This is a genomic window from Xanthobacter aminoxidans (genome assembly GCF_023571765.1).
Lineage (GTDB): Bacteria > Pseudomonadota > Alphaproteobacteria > Rhizobiales > Xanthobacteraceae > Xanthobacter > Xanthobacter aminoxidans.
Map to the genome: position 1 here is coordinate 234,758 of NZ_JAMJXC010000003.1, position 15,157 is coordinate 249,914.

The 15,157-nt window shown below is 65.1% G+C and carries 12 protein-coding genes; 5 read left to right on the plus strand and 7 right to left on the minus strand.

Features of this window, described 5'->3' with window-relative positions; genetic code table 11:
• Positions 1-116: 116 nt before the first annotated feature.
• From EJ105_RS06535 to EJ105_RS06550, 4 genes are all read left to right on the plus strand, one after another.
• Complete coding sequence (locus EJ105_RS06535) at positions 117-2,369, plus strand: polysaccharide biosynthesis tyrosine autokinase (protein WP_250165694.1); 2,253 nt, start codon at positions 117-119, stop codon at positions 2,367-2,369.
• 109 nt (positions 2,370-2,478) lie between these two features.
• The gene (locus EJ105_RS06540; protein ID WP_250165695.1) at positions 2,479-3,222 is read left to right on the plus strand and encodes a hypothetical protein; all 744 of its coding nucleotides are present in this window, start codon (positions 2,479-2,481) and stop codon (positions 3,220-3,222) included.
• A complete protein-coding gene (locus EJ105_RS06545; protein ID WP_250165696.1) occupies positions 3,213-4,709 on the plus strand; it encodes an O-antigen ligase family protein in 1,497 nt (498 codons plus the stop codon). The genes EJ105_RS06540 and EJ105_RS06545 overlap by 10 nt, the downstream gene beginning before the upstream one ends.
• A gap of 175 nt (positions 4,710-4,884) precedes the next feature.
• Positions 4,885-5,655, plus strand: coding sequence for an SGNH/GDSL hydrolase family protein (locus tag EJ105_RS06550; protein WP_250165697.1), 771 nt, complete (start codon positions 4,885-4,887; stop codon positions 5,653-5,655).
• 12 nt (positions 5,656-5,667) lie between these two features.
• On the opposite strand, the gene EJ105_RS06555 is transcribed toward EJ105_RS06550, so the two are convergent.
• From EJ105_RS06555 to rfbC, 5 genes are all read right to left on the minus strand, one after another.
• Entirely contained in the window at positions 5,668-6,441 is a 774-nt protein-coding gene (locus tag EJ105_RS06555; protein ID WP_029558767.1) for a ferredoxin--NADP reductase, read from the minus strand.
• A gap of 159 nt (positions 6,442-6,600) precedes the next feature.
• On the minus strand, positions 6,601-7,473 hold the full coding sequence (rfbA, locus tag EJ105_RS06560) for a glucose-1-phosphate thymidylyltransferase RfbA (RefSeq protein ID WP_029558766.1): 873 nt from the start codon (positions 7,471-7,473) through the stop codon (positions 6,601-6,603).
• The gene (gene rfbD / locus EJ105_RS06565; RefSeq protein ID WP_250165698.1) at positions 7,470-8,432 is read right to left on the minus strand and encodes a dTDP-4-dehydrorhamnose reductase; all 963 of its coding nucleotides are present in this window, start codon (positions 8,430-8,432) and stop codon (positions 7,470-7,472) included. The genes rfbA and rfbD overlap by 4 nt, the downstream gene beginning before the upstream one ends.
• Positions 8,429-9,514, minus strand: a complete 1,086-nt coding sequence (rfbB, locus tag EJ105_RS06570; protein WP_250165699.1) for a dTDP-glucose 4,6-dehydratase — start codon at positions 9,512-9,514, stop codon at positions 8,429-8,431. Before rfbB ends, rfbD begins: the two co-directional genes overlap by 4 nt.
• Before the next feature lie 4 nt (positions 9,515-9,518).
• Entirely contained in the window at positions 9,519-10,103 is a 585-nt protein-coding gene (gene rfbC / locus EJ105_RS06575; protein WP_250165700.1) for a dTDP-4-dehydrorhamnose 3,5-epimerase, read from the minus strand.
• A gap of 237 nt (positions 10,104-10,340) precedes the next feature.
• Between rfbC and EJ105_RS06580 the strand changes: the two genes are divergently transcribed.
• Positions 10,341-11,483, plus strand: coding sequence for an AGE family epimerase/isomerase (locus EJ105_RS06580; protein WP_250165701.1), 1,143 nt, complete (start codon positions 10,341-10,343; stop codon positions 11,481-11,483).
• A gap of 31 nt (positions 11,484-11,514) precedes the next feature.
• On the opposite strand, the gene EJ105_RS06585 is transcribed toward EJ105_RS06580, so the two are convergent.
• Positions 11,515-12,972, minus strand: coding sequence for a mannose-1-phosphate guanylyltransferase/mannose-6-phosphate isomerase (locus EJ105_RS06585; RefSeq protein ID WP_051679281.1), 1,458 nt, complete (start codon positions 12,970-12,972; stop codon positions 11,515-11,517).
• 85 nt (positions 12,973-13,057) lie between these two features.
• Positions 13,058-14,377, minus strand: a complete 1,320-nt coding sequence (locus tag EJ105_RS06590) for a UDP-glucose dehydrogenase family protein (RefSeq protein ID WP_250165702.1) — start codon at positions 14,375-14,377, stop codon at positions 13,058-13,060.
• Between the last annotated feature and the right edge of the window lie 780 nt (positions 14,378-15,157).

A 15,157-nucleotide genomic window follows, 5' to 3' on the forward strand; every position in this document is an offset into this window, starting at 1 on the left:
GCCCGGTCGCGCGGGTGTACACGGCAGGAATCCTTTCGGGGCGTCAGATTGCCGGGCTTTTGCTTGGGTGGTGCGTGTGCTTCGACTGCATCTGATGTTAGCGGGGCTTTAGCGGCATGCTTCGTATCGACAAGTCTGGGCCGGGGAAGTCTCTGAATATCCAGACCGAGGGCGAACTCGATCTGGTCAATTTGCTTCAGGTGGTCCGTCGTCAGAAGTGGGTCATCGCAGCCGTCGCCGGCGCGGTAGCAAGTCTGGCGGCTCTCTATTGCTTTGTTGCAACGCCGCAATATACGGCAACCGCCGAGTTGCTGATCGACACGCAGCAGGCCCGTGGCTTGGAAGTCATGCCTCAGCTTACGGGCGTGATGGATTCCAGCGGCATCGACAGCCAGGTCCAGATTCTTCAGTCCGAGCGTATCGCCAAGGCGGTCATCAAGGAGCTGAAGCTCGTCGAGGCGAAGAAGAAGGAACTCGAAGAAAGCGCCAATTCGGTGTTTAACACCGTGGCTGGTTTCGTTGTTCCGTTTCTCGTCAGCAGCTCTCCTATGAGCGACTACGAGATCGAGCGCACTCAGATCATCGATTTCGGCAAGCGTCTGCGCGTCAAACGCGTTGGTCTGAGCTACGTTATCAGCATCGAATACAAGGCGATCGACGCTGTCCTCTCGGCAGACGTGGCGAACCAGCTCGCCGAGGCGTACATCGTCGATCAGCTTGAGGCCAAGTACCAGGCGACCCGTCGCGCCAGTGTCTGGCTGCAGGATCGCATCGCCGAGCTGCGCGACCAGGCGCTTGCGGCCGACCGCGCGGTGCAGGACTTCAAAGCCAAGAACAACATCATTGATACGCAGCGTGGCCTCATTTCCGATCAGCAGCTGTCGGAACTGAACACGCAGCTGATCACGGCCAGGACCGCGGTGGCCGAGGCGCAGGCGCGTTATGAGCGCGTCAACAACATCATCAAGCAGGGCGGCGTGACGGGCACGAGCGACGAAGTCGTGTCGGACGTGCTCAACAATCAGGTCATCAGCCTCCTGCGCACCCAGTATCTCGACGCCGTGAAGCGCGAGGCGGACTGGTCCAAGCGCTACGGTCCGGATCATATCGCGGTCGTCAATCTCAATAACGAGATCAAGGGCCTTCAGCGCTCGCTCTTCACCGAGCTGTCGCGCATCGCCGAGACCTACAAATCCGATCTGGAAATCGCCCGCGCCCGCGAGGCAAGCCTTTCATCCAGCCTTGAGCAGCTGATGGTCCAGGCCAAGCTGACGGGGCAGGCGCAGGTTGAATTGCGTGAGCTCGAGAGCAACGCCCAGTCCTATCGCGCCCTTTACGACAACTTCCTGCAGCGCTTCATGCAGGCCACCCAGCAGCAGTCCTTCCCGATCACCGAGGCGCGGCTCATCACTGATGCGTCCACCCCGCTTCGGGCCTCATCCCCGCGGACGACGCTTATCGTCGCCGGCGGCCTCTTTCTCGGACTGTTGATGGGCTTCGGCGTCGGCATGTGGCGCGAGCGCATGAACAGGACCTTCCGGCTGCCGGCGGATGTGGAGCGCTATCTGGGGCTCGACTGCCTCGGTGTGCTTCCGCTCCTGCCGTCTTCCGTCGCGACGCCGGTTCCGGCCGGGCAGAGCGCGTTCGACAGCTCGACCGGCATCATGCGCCAGGTTACCTCCGATCCGTTCTCGCGCTTCTCGGAGACGCTGCGCTCGGTGAAGGTTTCTGCAGACGTATCGATCCACAGCCGCGCGGTGAAGGTCATCGGCATCGTCTCGACCTTGCCGAAGGAGGGCAAGTCCACCGTTTCCGCCAACTTCGCCCAGCTGATCGCCCATAGCGGCCAGCGTTGCGTGCTCATCGATGGCGACCTGCGCAATCCGACGCTGACACGGCGCCTCGCGCCGGGCCGCAGTGCGGGCCTGCTTGAGCTGGTCTTCGGTAAGGCGACGCTTGAGGAAGTGAGCATCGTCGACCGGATGACGGGTCTCCGCTTCATTCCGGCCGTGGTGCCGGGCGATATCGTCCACACCAACGAGATTCTCGCTTCCGAGCAGATGGCGGCGGTGATCGATGCGCTGAAGCGGGATGTCGATTACATCGTCATCGATTTCCCGCCGCTTGCTCCGGTGGTCGACGTCATGGCATCGACGCATATCGTCGATGGCTATGTTTATGTGCTCGACTGGGGCTCATCCAACCGGGATCTCGTCGCCAATACGCTGCAGAACGCACCGACAGTCTACGAGAAGGTGCTTGGCTGCCTGCTGAACAAGGCTGACCTGAAGGCGCTTCGCAGCCTCGAGGATTACGGAAGCAAGTATTATTACCACAAATACTACGCGAGCTATGGCCGAGAGTCCTGATCCGTCCCGGGGCGTCGGCGCGGCGTCCGGTACGCCGGTCGGCTCCGGCAACGACGGAAATGGCCGGGACGGTGGTCGGTCTCCCGGTCCGAGCAAGGCTGCGAAGGTCATGGCCCGCCTCGCCGGGCTCGCCATCGCAATCGGTGCGGTGATCTGGCTGTCGACCTCTACGGGCATCCGGCGCTTCGATTCAGGGCTGTTCCTGCGCCCTGTCGCCACCCGCATGATGGCCGGAGAGCCTTACGATCCGGATCTGATCGCGGCGATGGATCGCGACATGTCCGTGGTGCTTTCCGATCGTGTCTGCGATTATCAGGCGCTTCAAGACCTTGCGATCGTTCGCTCCGCGCTCGCCGAGACTGCGTTCCAGGCAGATGATGCCGATCTCGCGGATACGCGGCTTACCGCAGCCGAGCAGGCGGCCAAGGCCAGCATTGTCTGCAGCCCGGGCTCGCCACGTGCCTGGACGATTTTGGCGTGGATCGAGCACATCCGGCACGAGGACACACCGCTGCTGCGGACGTATCTGCGACAGTCCTTTCGCTCCGGGCCCTATGAGGGGTGGCCCCTTCTCCGCCGCACGGAGATCCTTCTGGCGCTCTACCCAAAGCTCGATCAGAGCGAATTGGCGGATCTGAAGCAGTCGGTGAATTGGCTGGCCGTCAAGAACTTGTCCGAATACATTGGAGAACAATACGTTGCGGCCAAGCCGGAAGCGCGGCTGGCCCTGCGGGACATCCTCGCCGAGGCGCCGGAAAGGGTCCAGAAGCGGGCGGCGGAGATCATCCGCAACGGCGGCGAGGATATCGACCTCCCGGCGGTCGAACCTTTGGGGAGCCGGCCGTGGAAGTGACCGCAGAGAAGCCGGCCGAAGCCCCGGCGGATACACGGGTTCGTCGGCGCCGCGCGCGAAGCCTCCCGGACCGCATCGGCTTCTGGTTCTTCCTGGCCATGGTGATCCTTGCCCCTGTGCCGGACGGATCGGTCGCGCTCCTTTGGATCCAGGTGTGGACGGGCTTCGCCACCGTCGCGGTGCTCCTCATCAGCTATCGTGATGTATCCCGCGGTGCCGCACTCTTGCTGGGCGGCCTTCTCGTCGTCCTCGCGGCCTACGGTCTTGTGGCGTATCTCCAGTCCATCTCGCCGGGCCCGGCGCCGCTTGCCATGTGGTCGGAGGCGGGCAAGATTCTGGGCGTCGAGATTGCGCCCCTCTCCGGGTCGGTCCGGCACTCGCCGCTCCTCTTCCTCGGCCGGCCCCTGCTCGCGGCTCTGGTCTTGACGGCGGCTATCGTGATCGGCCCCGATCGGCAGCGGGCTGGGCAGGTGCTGCGGGCCATCGTCGGGGCCGCGTGCCTATACGGGTTCATCGGGTTTGTCGGCTTCGTCTCCGATTCCGACAGTCTCAGGCCCTACGACCAGGAAGGCGCGCTGACCACCTTCTTTCTGAACAAGAATACCTCGGCGATCTACCTAGGCTCGGCAGTCCTGATCGTGCTGGCCATGCTGCTCCCCAGTGCTCTTGCCGCGGCGCGGGAGAACAAGCCATTGTCGAGCCTCTTCCGCGGGGAAGGGAGCCGCAGACGCGTCATTGCAGCCGCCGCCGGTTTGTTCGTGCTCGTCCTCCTCCCGCTGACGCTCTCGCGCGCGGGGCTGATACTGACCGTCCTTGTGGGTCTGGGCGCTGTCGTATCCAAGCTTCGCCTGCGCAAGCGCGCATCCATCTGGAAGGTCGCGTTCGCGATCTTCGTTCTGTTCTCCCTCATCTACGGCCTGTCGGGTGGGGCCTGGCGCGAGCGTCAGATACGTATCGGCTTCGATACCTTGGGGCGCCTGGATGCCTATGGGATGATGCTCGGCGCAGTCGCGGAGCGTCCGCTCATCGGATACGGGCTCGGCAGTTTCGCCGAAAGCTTCCCGAAGTTTCGGACTGAGGATCTCGGGACTTCCGCGGTGTTCGACATCGGCCATAGCACGCCCGTCGAGTTGATCTTCGAGGGTGGGTATCCGCTTGCCTTCGTCGTCTTCGCCTATGTGCTGGCCTGCGGCGCCCTGCTGGTGCGGGGCGCGCTGCGCCGGCCCAATGATCCCTTCATCCTCGCCGGACTCCTCGTCGGCATCGCGGGCCTCGTGCACACGAGCTTCGACTTTCCGTTGCAGATTCCGGGCTTCCTCATCATCTACCTTGCCGTCGTCGGCATGGCCCTGGGGCGCTCCTTCCTTCCGGCTGAGGAGCGCAAGGTGGTGAGGAAACGGATGTCGCGGCGTCCCGTCGGATCGGCCGCCGCTGAGGCGCCGGTTGCCGGCCCAGCAGGCGGTCCCGAAGCAAGCCCTGCCAAGTGACCTGAATTGCTGGTGATGGGACTTGGGGGCCGCGCCGGCTCAGGGCGCTGGCCCGAATGGATGGGTTTCCGTGCCGGTCGTGCGGCGCTCGCCACGGCCTTAGGCCCCGGTGCCAAAGCTCCCGCTGGCGGATGTCCAAACTCTCTCAGGTCCTAGAGCAGGCGGACGACACGTGATGAACTGGCCCGCAGCAGGTTTCGGTGTGTTGGGCTTGCTTTGCCTGCTGCTCGCCGGGGCGCTCGCGACGGCGGTCATGGGCGCAAGGTCGTTTTTCCATGACAGATCCGAGCTTCGCCTCCGGCCCATCGATCCCGATCGGTTCGCCGAAGAGAACGCAAGCCTGCCGGCGACCGGCCAGCCCCGTATCGTGATATTCGGCGATTCCCGCGCGCACCAGATTGCGGTGAGCGGGAAGGCTGCCGCTGACTGGCAGGTCGTCAACCGAGGCGTATCGGGGGAAAGCTCCGTCCAATCGGCCTACCGCTTCGAGAGCGACGTCATCGATCTCAAGCCGGAGGCGGTGATCATCGTCACGGGGATCAACGATGTGGTGGCGGCCGCCAATCTTCCGGCCATGGAGCGGGCCGCGGTGGCCAACCTCAAGGCCAACCTGTCTCGGTTCGCCCTGGAGGTTTCTGCGTCCGGTGCGGGCGCCATCATGTCGACCATTGTTCGTCCGACGACGCCGAGGCTGATCCGCCGGCCGTTCTGGTCGGATCGGGTCTACGGGATCATCGAAGAGGTGAACGCCCACATCCGCGGCCTCGCGTCGCGCGATGTGCTCGTCCTTGATGCAGACGCGATCCTGGTCGGGAACAAGGCAACCCTGCCGGCCCGGTTCGCGACCGACGAGATCCACCTGTCGAAAGAGGCGCACGACATTCTGGCGGTGCACCTCGACGAGATGCTGCGACACCGCCTGTCCGGCGCTGCCGCAGCGCGGTGACGGGACCGGACGTCAGCGCTCCACGAACGCCTTCTCGATGACGTAGTGGCCGGGTGCTGACTGGCTGCCCTCGGTGAAGCCGCGGGATTCCAGAAGCTCCACCACGTCCTTCAGCATTGCCGGGCTTCCGCAGAGCATCAGGCGGTCCTCTTCCGGCGACATGACCGGCATGCCGAGGTCGGCGAACAGCTTGCCCGAGGTGATGAGGTCCGTGATGCGGCCCTGGTTGCGGAAGGGTTCGCGGGTCACGGTCGGGTAGTAGACGAGCTTCGCCTTGACTTCCTCGCCGAGGATCTCGTCGTCAGGCAGGGTCTTGGTCAGGTACTCGTCATAGGCGAGTTCGGCCACCGTGCGTGTGCCATGAATGAGGATGACCTTCTCGAACCGGTCGTAGGCCTCCGGGTCCTTCACCACCGACAGGAAGGGCGCGAGGCCCGTGCCGGTTGAGAGTAGATAGAGCCGCTTGCCGGGCAGCAGGCTGTCCTGCACGAGCGTGCCGGTAGGCTTGCGGCCGACGAGGATCTTGTCGCCCACCTTGAGGTGCTGGAGGCGGGAGGTGAGGGGGCCGTTCTGCACCTTGATGGAGAAGAACTGCAGCTCTTCCTCGTAGTTTGCGCTCGCCATGGAATAGGCGCGCAGCAGCGGCTTGCCGTCCACCCGAAGGCCGATCATGGTGAACTGGCCGTTGAGGAAGCGGAGGCCGGGATCGCGGGTGCAGGTGAAGGAGAAGAGGTTGTCGGTCCAGTGGTGGACGCTGGTGACGGTCTCTTCGTTGAAATTGCTCATCTCGAAAGTCCGGTCTCGACAAAGGGCGGCGCGCCGGAACGGCGAGAACCCCGCAAAGCTCAAGGGAAGACGGCTCCCACCCTACAGGATGCGGCCGCGCTTCAAAAGTGCGGCGGGTGTCCGCAGGCCGCGCGGGCCCTCAACCGACCCGTCCCTTGGTCAGGCGGTGCCGGCGGCCACGCGCGCCAGATACTGGCCGTAGCTTGATTTGGCGAGGTCGTGCGCCCGCGCCTCCAGACCGGCCCGGTCGATGAAGCCGGCGCGGTAGGCTACTTCCTCGGGGGAGGAGATGCGCAGGCCCTGCCGCTTTTCCAGGATCTGGACGAACTGGGCAGCCTCCACAAGGGAATCCGGCGTACCGGTGTCGAGCCAGGCAAAGCCCCGGCCCATCATGGCCACGCGCAGCTCGCCGAGTTCGAGATAGGCCTTGTTGACGTCGGTGATCTCGATCTCGCCGCGCGGGGAGGGCGCGAGGTTCGCGGCGATGTCCACCACGCGGTTGTCGTAGAAATAAAGGCCCGTCACCGCGAGGTTGGATTTCGGAGCCTTCGGCTTCTCCTCCAGCGACAGAACCTTGCCGGAAGCGTCCATCTCGGCCACGCCATAGCGCTCGGGGTCCTGGACCGGATAGCCGAACACCGTGGCCCCCGTCTCCCGCCGCGCCGCGTCGGCCAGAAGCTCGGGCAGGCCATGGCCGAAGAAGAGGTTGTCGCCGAGCACCAGGGCCACGCGGTCGTTGCCCACGAACTCGCGGCCGACGATGAAGGCGTCGGCGAGGCCGCGCGGATGCTCCTGCACCGCATAGGTGAGGTTGATGCCGAACTGGCTGCCGTCCTTCAGCAGCGCCTGGAACAGCGCGGCATCGTGCGGCGTGGTGATGATCAGGATGTCCCGGATGCCCGCCATCATCAGCGTGCAGAGGGGATAATAGATCATCGGCTTGTCGTAGACCGGCAGCAACTGCTTCGAGACGACGAGCGTGATGGGATGAAGCCGGGTGCCGGAACCGCCGGCCAGAATAATACCCTTCACGATGCTTCCTCGGATTGCGGCGCGGGAATTGCGGATGAGGGGGAGGGCGCCTTCTCGGGCTCCGAAGCCTCCGGTTGGGGGGCTTTGGCGAGAAGCGCGTCCACCACCTCGCGGGCGCGCTGCTCCCACGGGGCGGCACGCACGCCAAAGGTGCGCTCGAACAGGTCGCTGGCCAGTTCCGAATTCTTCGGGCGGCTGGCGGGCGTGGGATAATCGGCCGTGGTGATGGGGGTCACCTCCGGCTTGCGGCCGGTGTGGGGTTCGGCCGCCGCCACGATGGCGCTGGCCAAGCCGTGCCACGTGGTCACGCCGCGCCCGGCGAAATGATAGGTGCCCCAGCGGGCATCGCCCTGGGCGGCCGCAAGCGCCGCGGCGAGCACCGCCTCGGCGAGGTCGCGCGTGGCGGTGGGGCAGCCGCGCTGGTCGGCCACCACCCGTAACTGGTCGCGCTCGCCGGCGAGGCGCAGCATGGTTTTCAGGAAATTGTTGCCGTGGGCGCCGTAGACCCACGAGGTGCGCACGATCACATGGCGTTCGTGCGCGGCGCGCACCGCCGCCTCGCCGGCCGCCTTGGTGCGGCCGTAGACACCAAGCGGCGCCACCGGGTCCGCCTCCACATAGGCGCCGCGCTTGGTGCCGTCGAACACGTAGTCCGTGGAGACATGGATGAAGGGCGTGCGATAGCGGGCGCAGCGCTCGGCGATGAGGCCGGGCGCGAAGGCGTTGATGCGGGCTGCAAGGTCCGGCTTGCTCTCGGCCTTGTCTACGGCGGTGTAGGCCGCCGCATTGACTAGCGCATCCGGCCGCGCTGCCTCCAGCGCGCGGGCGACGGCGACCGGATCGGAAATGTCGAGGTCGGCATGGCCGAGGGCGATAAGATCGATCCCCCGCTCACCGGCCAGCGCGATGGTTTCGCGCCCGAGCTGCCCCCCGGCACCGAACAGAAGAATGCGCGTCAAGATGCGAGCCCCAGTTTCGTGCCGGCCGCCGGTGCCTTGTCCAGCCCCAGCCGCTGGCCCTGATAGCGCTGGCGCAGCGGCTCCCACCACGGACGGTTGGCGAGATACCAGCGGATGGTCTTTTCGAGACCCGTCTCGAACGTCTCCCGCGGCGACCAGCCGAGCTCCGCCTTCAGCTTGGAGAAGTCGATGGCGTAGCGGGCATCATGGCCGGGTCGGTCGGTAACGAAGCGGATCAGCCCCTCGCGCTTGCCGATGGCGGCGTCGGGCACCAGATCGTCGAGAATGGCGCAGATGGTGCGCACCACGTCGATGTTCCGCCGCTCGCAGGCGCCGCCCACATTGTAGCTCTCGCCCGGACGGCCCTTGGTGGCGATGAGGAACAGGGCCTCCGCGTGGTCCTCCACGAACAGCCAGTCCCGCACGTTCTCGCCCGTGCCGTAGACGGGCAGCTCCGCGCCTTCCAGCGCGTTCAGCGTGACGAGGGGGATAAGCTTCTCGGGGAAGTGGTACGGCCCGTAATTGTTCGAGCAGTTCGACATCACCGCCGGCAGGCCATAGGTGTGGAACCACGCCCGGACGAGATGGTCGGAGGCCGCCTTGGAGGCGGAATAGGGGGAGTTGGGCTGGTAGGGGGCGTCCTCCCGGAACAGCCCCTCTGCGCCGAGGCTGCCGAACACCTCGTCGGTGGAGATGTGGTGGAAGCGGAAGGCCTCCTTCTGCGGTCCCGGCAGCGTCCGCCAGTAGCGCAGGGCCTCCTGCAGCATGGTGTAGGTGCCCACCACGTTGGTGGAGATGAAGTCACCCGGCCCGTCGATGGAGCGGTCCACGTGGGACTCTGCAGCGAGGTGCATCACGAGGTCGGGCTTGAAACCTTCCAGCGCGGCACGCACGGCACCGGCATCGCAGATGTCAGCCTGCACGAAGGCGTAGCGCGGATTCTCGGCCACCGGCGCGAGGGAGGCGAGGTTGCCGGCATAGGTCAGCTTGTCGAAGTTCAGGACGTCGTGCCCGAGCCCCACAAGGTGTCGCACCACCGCCGAGCCGATGAAGCCCGCGCCACCCGTCACCAGCACCCGCATGAAGCTACCTTTCGTTCGCCGCCGTCCCCTGATAGGCGAACGGGCTGTCGAAATCCTTGAGGCGGGGCAAGACGCGATCCTTGTCGGAGAGGATCTTCTCGCCGTCACCCAGGGTCCAGTCGATGGCAAGGTCGGGATCGTCCCAGATGATCCCGCATTCGCTTGCCCGGTCGTAGACCGCGTCCACCTTATAGGCGACGCGTGTGTCCGGCGCGAGGGTGCAAAAGCCGTGGGCAAAACCCTGAGGTATGTAGAGCTGCTCGCCGCCTTCGGCCGTGAGGCGTGCACCGGCCCAGCGGCCGTAGGTGGGCGAACCCTTCCGCACGTCCACCGCCACGTCGTAGATGGCACCGGAGAGCACCCGCACCAGCTTCGCCTGGGCGAAGGGGGGAGCCTGCATGTGCAGTCCACGGATGGTGCCGACCTGCGCCGAAAGGGACTCGTTGTCCTGTACGAAATCCGCGCCGATCCCGTTCGCCGCATATACGGGCTTCACATAGGTCTCGCAGAAATAGCCGCGTGCGTCGCCGAAGCGGCGCGGCTGGACCAGGATGACGTCGGGCAGGCCAAGCGGGAGGAATGCCGTCACAAGCGTATCCACCTTTCCAAGGACCGGATGGAATCGGGCTCGCCTCGCGACAAGGCCGCATCGGCGCGTGCTCTAGCACATGGGTCGGGCCGTGAGAACACAAGGCCGCGGCCCGGTTCCGACGCCTGAGGGCAAGAGGAGATACAATTTGTCGCTGCAGTGCGATAAGGGCAGAAATGGCGACGTCCGGATCGGGGCGTCAAGATCAGCCACTGCGGACATTGGGGAATCGCAATGATGCTTGAGGCCGAAGCTCGCTGGGCGCGTGAATGGCTGTTTGATGCCGCACTGCCGCTCTGGTGGCAGGTGGGGGCGGACCCGGCAGGCGGCTTCTTCGAAAAGATCGCGCTTGATGGAAAGCCGGTCATCGCGCCGCGCCGCCTCAGGGTTCAGACCCGACAGACCTACGCCTTCATCGAAGGCGGACGGCTGGGCTGGCAGGGGCCGTGGCGTGAGGCGGCTGAGCATGGCCTCTCCTTCTTCATGGGCAATTACCGGCGCGCGGACGGGCTCTTTCGCTGCCTCGTGGCGCCGGATGGTCGTCCTCTGGACGACACGGCCGACCTCTACGATCAGGCATTCGTGCTGTTCGCCCTCGCCCATGCCCGAGGGGCCGGATTGGGTGACGCCGATCTGCTCGCGGCGGCGCGCGCGTTGCAGGGGGAATTGACCGCACAGCGTGCGCATCCCCTGTTGGGTTTCGAGGAAGCAAGCCCCCGCGTCCTGCCGCTGCGTTCCAATCCGCACATGCACCTTCTGGAAGCCCAGCTCGCGTGGGTTGCAGAGGGCGTCAGCGAGCCCTTCGAGGGGGTCGCGCGTGCGATCGTCGAGCTCGGCGCGACCCGCCTCCTGGACCCGCAGACCGGAGCGATCGGCGAGTACTACGATGGGGACTGGAAGTTCGCGGAAGGCGCGCCGGGCGCCGTGCGCGAGCCGGGACACCAGTTCGAGTGGGCCTATCTGTTCCGCCACGCCGGCGATCTGCTCGGCGTCGATCACCGTGCCGCTTCGGACCGGCTCTATGCCTTCGGTAGCCGCTTCGGCATCGCCCCGGATCGCCGCGCGGCGATCTTCGCCGTGGATGCGGCGGGAACGCCGACCGATCCGCGCGCCCGCCTGTGGGCGCAGACGGAGCGCCTGCGGACCGCGTTGGTGTTCGCGGCGGCGACTTCCGATGCGGACGCGCGCGACGCATTCATCGCCGATGCCCGCGAGGCGTTCGAGGTTCTGAAGGTCTATCTCGACGTGCCCGTGGCCGGGCTGTGGCGGGACCAGTGGCTGGCTGATGGCGCCTTCCTGGAAGAGCCGGCGCCCGCCTCTTCCTTCTACCACATCCTCTCGGCCTTCGTGGTGCTGCTGAAGGCGGGCGGTCTGGCCTAAGCCGGCCGTCACCGCTCCTCGGGACCAGCGCTCAGGCGCGCTGGTAGATGTCCTCGAAGCGGGTGATGTCGTCCTCGCCGAGATAGGAGCCGGTCTGGACCTCGATGAGTTCCAGCGGGATCTTGCCCGGATTCCTGAGGCGATGGACGGTGCCGATGGGCAGGTAGGTGGATTCGTTCTCGTGCACCATGAAGGTGCGGTCCTCCAGCGTGACCTCGGCCGTGCCGTGCACCACGACCCAATGCTCGGACCGGTGGTAGTGCTTCTGGAGCGAGAGCACGCCGCCGGGCTCGACCACGATCTTCTTCACCTGGAAGCGTTCGCCTTCGCACACACTCTCCAGCGTACCCCAAGGCCGGTGCACCGTGAGGTGCTCGTCGACCTCCCGGGGATTGCGTGTCTTCAGCAGGTTGACGAGGTGCTTGACGTCCTGGCTGCGGCTGGAGGGCATGACCAGCACGGCGTCATAGGTCGCGATGACGGACAGGCCATCGATCCCGATGGCGGTCACCAGCGGGCCGTCCGAACGGACATAGGAATTGGAACTGTCCAGCAACTGGACAGACCCCACGGTGACGTTGCCGCTCTGGTCCTGTGCGCCGATCTCGTACAGCGCGTCCCATGCGCCCACGTCCGACCAACCGAAGCTGCCGCGCACCACCGCCGCAAGGCGCGTGCGCTCCATCACGGCGAAGTCGATGGACTTGGCGGGGGCCGACTTGAAGGCCACCGGATCAAGCCTCAGGAAGCCGACGAGGTCCATCTTGGCGTTCGCCACGGCCGAGTTGACGGCCGCCGCGATGGCCGGCTCGTAACGTTCGGCCTCCTCCAGAAGGAGACCGGCGGGGAAAAGGAAATTGCCCGAGTTCCAGAGGTAGCCCGCCTGGACATAAAGCTCAGCGGTGGCGCGATCCGGCTTCTCGACGAACGAATCCACCTCATAGGCGCCGAGCGGGTCCAGCTCGGTGCCTAGCCGGATGTAGCCGTAGCTGGTGCGCGGTTCGGAGGGGGAGATGCCGAACGTCACGATGCGGCCGAGGCGCGCGATCCGCGCCCCGAGTTGCACGGCTTCCCGGAAGGCGGCCGTGTCCTGCACCACGTGATCCGAAGCAAGGGCAAGGACCAGCGTCTCGGGCCCATGCGTCTCGGCCACATGACGCGCGGCTGCCAGAAGAGCCGGCGCGCTGTCGCGCCGGGCAGGCTCGAGCATGACGGTGGCATCGATGCCGATCTCGCGCGCCTGACGTTGCGCGAAGAAGCGAAACTCCTCGTTGGCCACCACCACCGGAGGGCCGAAGAGGTCGTCGGGCGCCGACCGCAGCAGGGTATCTTGGTAGAGCGTGTGGTTGGACGCCAGCGGCAGGAACTGCTTCGGCAGGCTGTTGCGCGACAGCGGCCAGAGGCGTGTTCCCGATCCTCCGGCCAGGACGACCGGAATGATCTTCCCGGCGGCTGCGTGGGGGGGCTCAGGTTGGGCTTGGCTTGTCATGGAAGGCGCCTGATGTTGAATCGAGGCAGTTTACCGCAAGGTGGCCGCCCGGTGCACAAAGAGTGCGACCGGGCGCCAATGCTGCTCAGGCGTCCGCGACGGTGCGGCGTCCGATGCTGGAATAGCGGAAACCAAGGCTTTCCATCTCGTCCGGGCGATAGATATTGCGCAGGTCGATCACCACCGGCTGCGCCATCATGCCGTGGATCCGCTTCAGGTCGAGGGCGCGGAAGGCGTCCCACTCGGTGACGATGACCAGGGCGTCGGCGCCCTCGGCAGCATGATAGGGGTTGTCCACGTAGGTGACGTTGTCGAGGACGAGCTTGGCCTGCTCGATGCCCTCGGGATCATGCGCCTTGATGACCGCGCCGCCGTCCTGCAGGGCGGTGATGATGGCGATGGAGGGGGCATCGCGCATGTCGTCGGTGTTGGGCTTGAAGGTGAGGCCCAGCACGCCGACGGTCTTGCCGCGCACCGAGCCGCCCAAGGCCTCGGTGACCTTGCGGGCCATGGCGCGCTTGCGCTGGTCGTTCACCGCAACGACGGTCTCGACGATCCGCACGGGCGCACCATAGTCCTGCGCCGTCTTCATGAGGGCGAGGGTATCCTTCGGGAAGCATGAGCCGCCATAGCCCGGTCCCGCGTGGAGGAACTTCGAGCCGATGCGGTTGTCGAGGCCGATGCCGCGGGCCACGTCCTGCACGTTGCCGCCCACCTGCTCACAGAGATCGGCGATTTCGTTGATGAAGGTGATCTTGGTGGCGAGGAAGGCATTGGCCGCATACTTGGTCAGCTCGGCAGTGCGGCGCGAGGTGAAGAGCAGCGGCGACTGGTTCAGGAAGAGCGGACGGTAGAGCTCGGTCATCACCTGGCGGGCGCGTTCGTCCTCGGTGCCCACCACGATGCGGTCGGGGCGTTTGAAATCGGTGATGGCGGCGCCTTCGCGCAGGAACTCCGGGTTGGAGACGACGGCGAATTCCGCCTCTGCGCGCGTTTCGCGGATGATGCGCTCCACCTCGTCACCGGTGCCCACCGGCACCGTGGATTTGGTCACAACGACCGTATAGCGGCTGATGGCGCCGGCAATGTCGCGCGCGGCCTGATAGACGTAGGAGAGGTCGGCATGACCGTCACCGCGGCGCGAGGGCGTACCGACCGCGATGAAGACGGCATCGGCGTCCGCGACGCCCTCCGCCAGGCTGGTTGTGAAATCGAGCCGCTCAGCCTTCACGTTGCTTGCGACAAGCTCGGCGAGGCCGGGTTCATAGATCGGAATCTCACCCTGTTTCAGAGCCTGGATCTTGCCGGCATGGGTGTCGACGCAGGTGACGGTATGGCCGAAATCCGCAAAACACGCACCCGAGACCAAGCCGACATACCCTGCCCCAATCATCGCAATACGCATGATGAGTCTTCCCGATCAGGATTTCGCTTGCCTAAACAGCGGCGCTTTATGCTGATTACGTTCATTGCAGTGAATTCTCAATGACGTTTTTGCAGCGCGGGATAAGCTCCGGGTTCGGGCGGTCGGTAGAGGCCGCTTCTCCTCGCACTAGCCGGCGACTTCAAGTGCTCGGCCACCACGGCATCAAGGCGATCCGCTCGGCGAAGAGCGCGGCGGCGCACATGGTGCGGATATTGTGACGGCAACCTTTTTCCGCATTTTGCGAGAAGAAGCCGACCATGGGTTGCCGGATGGCAGGCTGGTATAATTTGCCGGCTATTGACGTATTGCGTTACAGCTCGGCCGGCCGTGCGAATCGTAACCCAGATCAAATTTTGCGTTGCAATAAGGGGGGATGCTTTGTATTGCATTGCATAGCTAGGACTGTCGCGACGCAGGGAGATTTTCGCTGCCTTAAGTTGTGGGCATTGCCTTTTGTAGTCCTGAGATGGGTGTTGCAAGCTTTGGGCGCGTGAAGTTCGCCTACCGCTGGTATTGTAAGGTCGAACTCGGCTGCCGAAGGCGATGAGGACGATTTCGTCCTGAGTTTTCTTTGTCTCGGATACTCCTCGCGGGATGTCGTTCTCATGGGGCGCTTTTGGCTTCCTCGCAGCCTCCGCTCTCTACGGCTTCGCCTGCATCGCGCTTGCGTGTTTTCGAGGTTCTGTCGGTGTCGGTGGCTTGGTATCGGCTAGGCGAGTTCGGTCTTTGCTGACGCAAACCGTTAAAGTGATTTGTTGA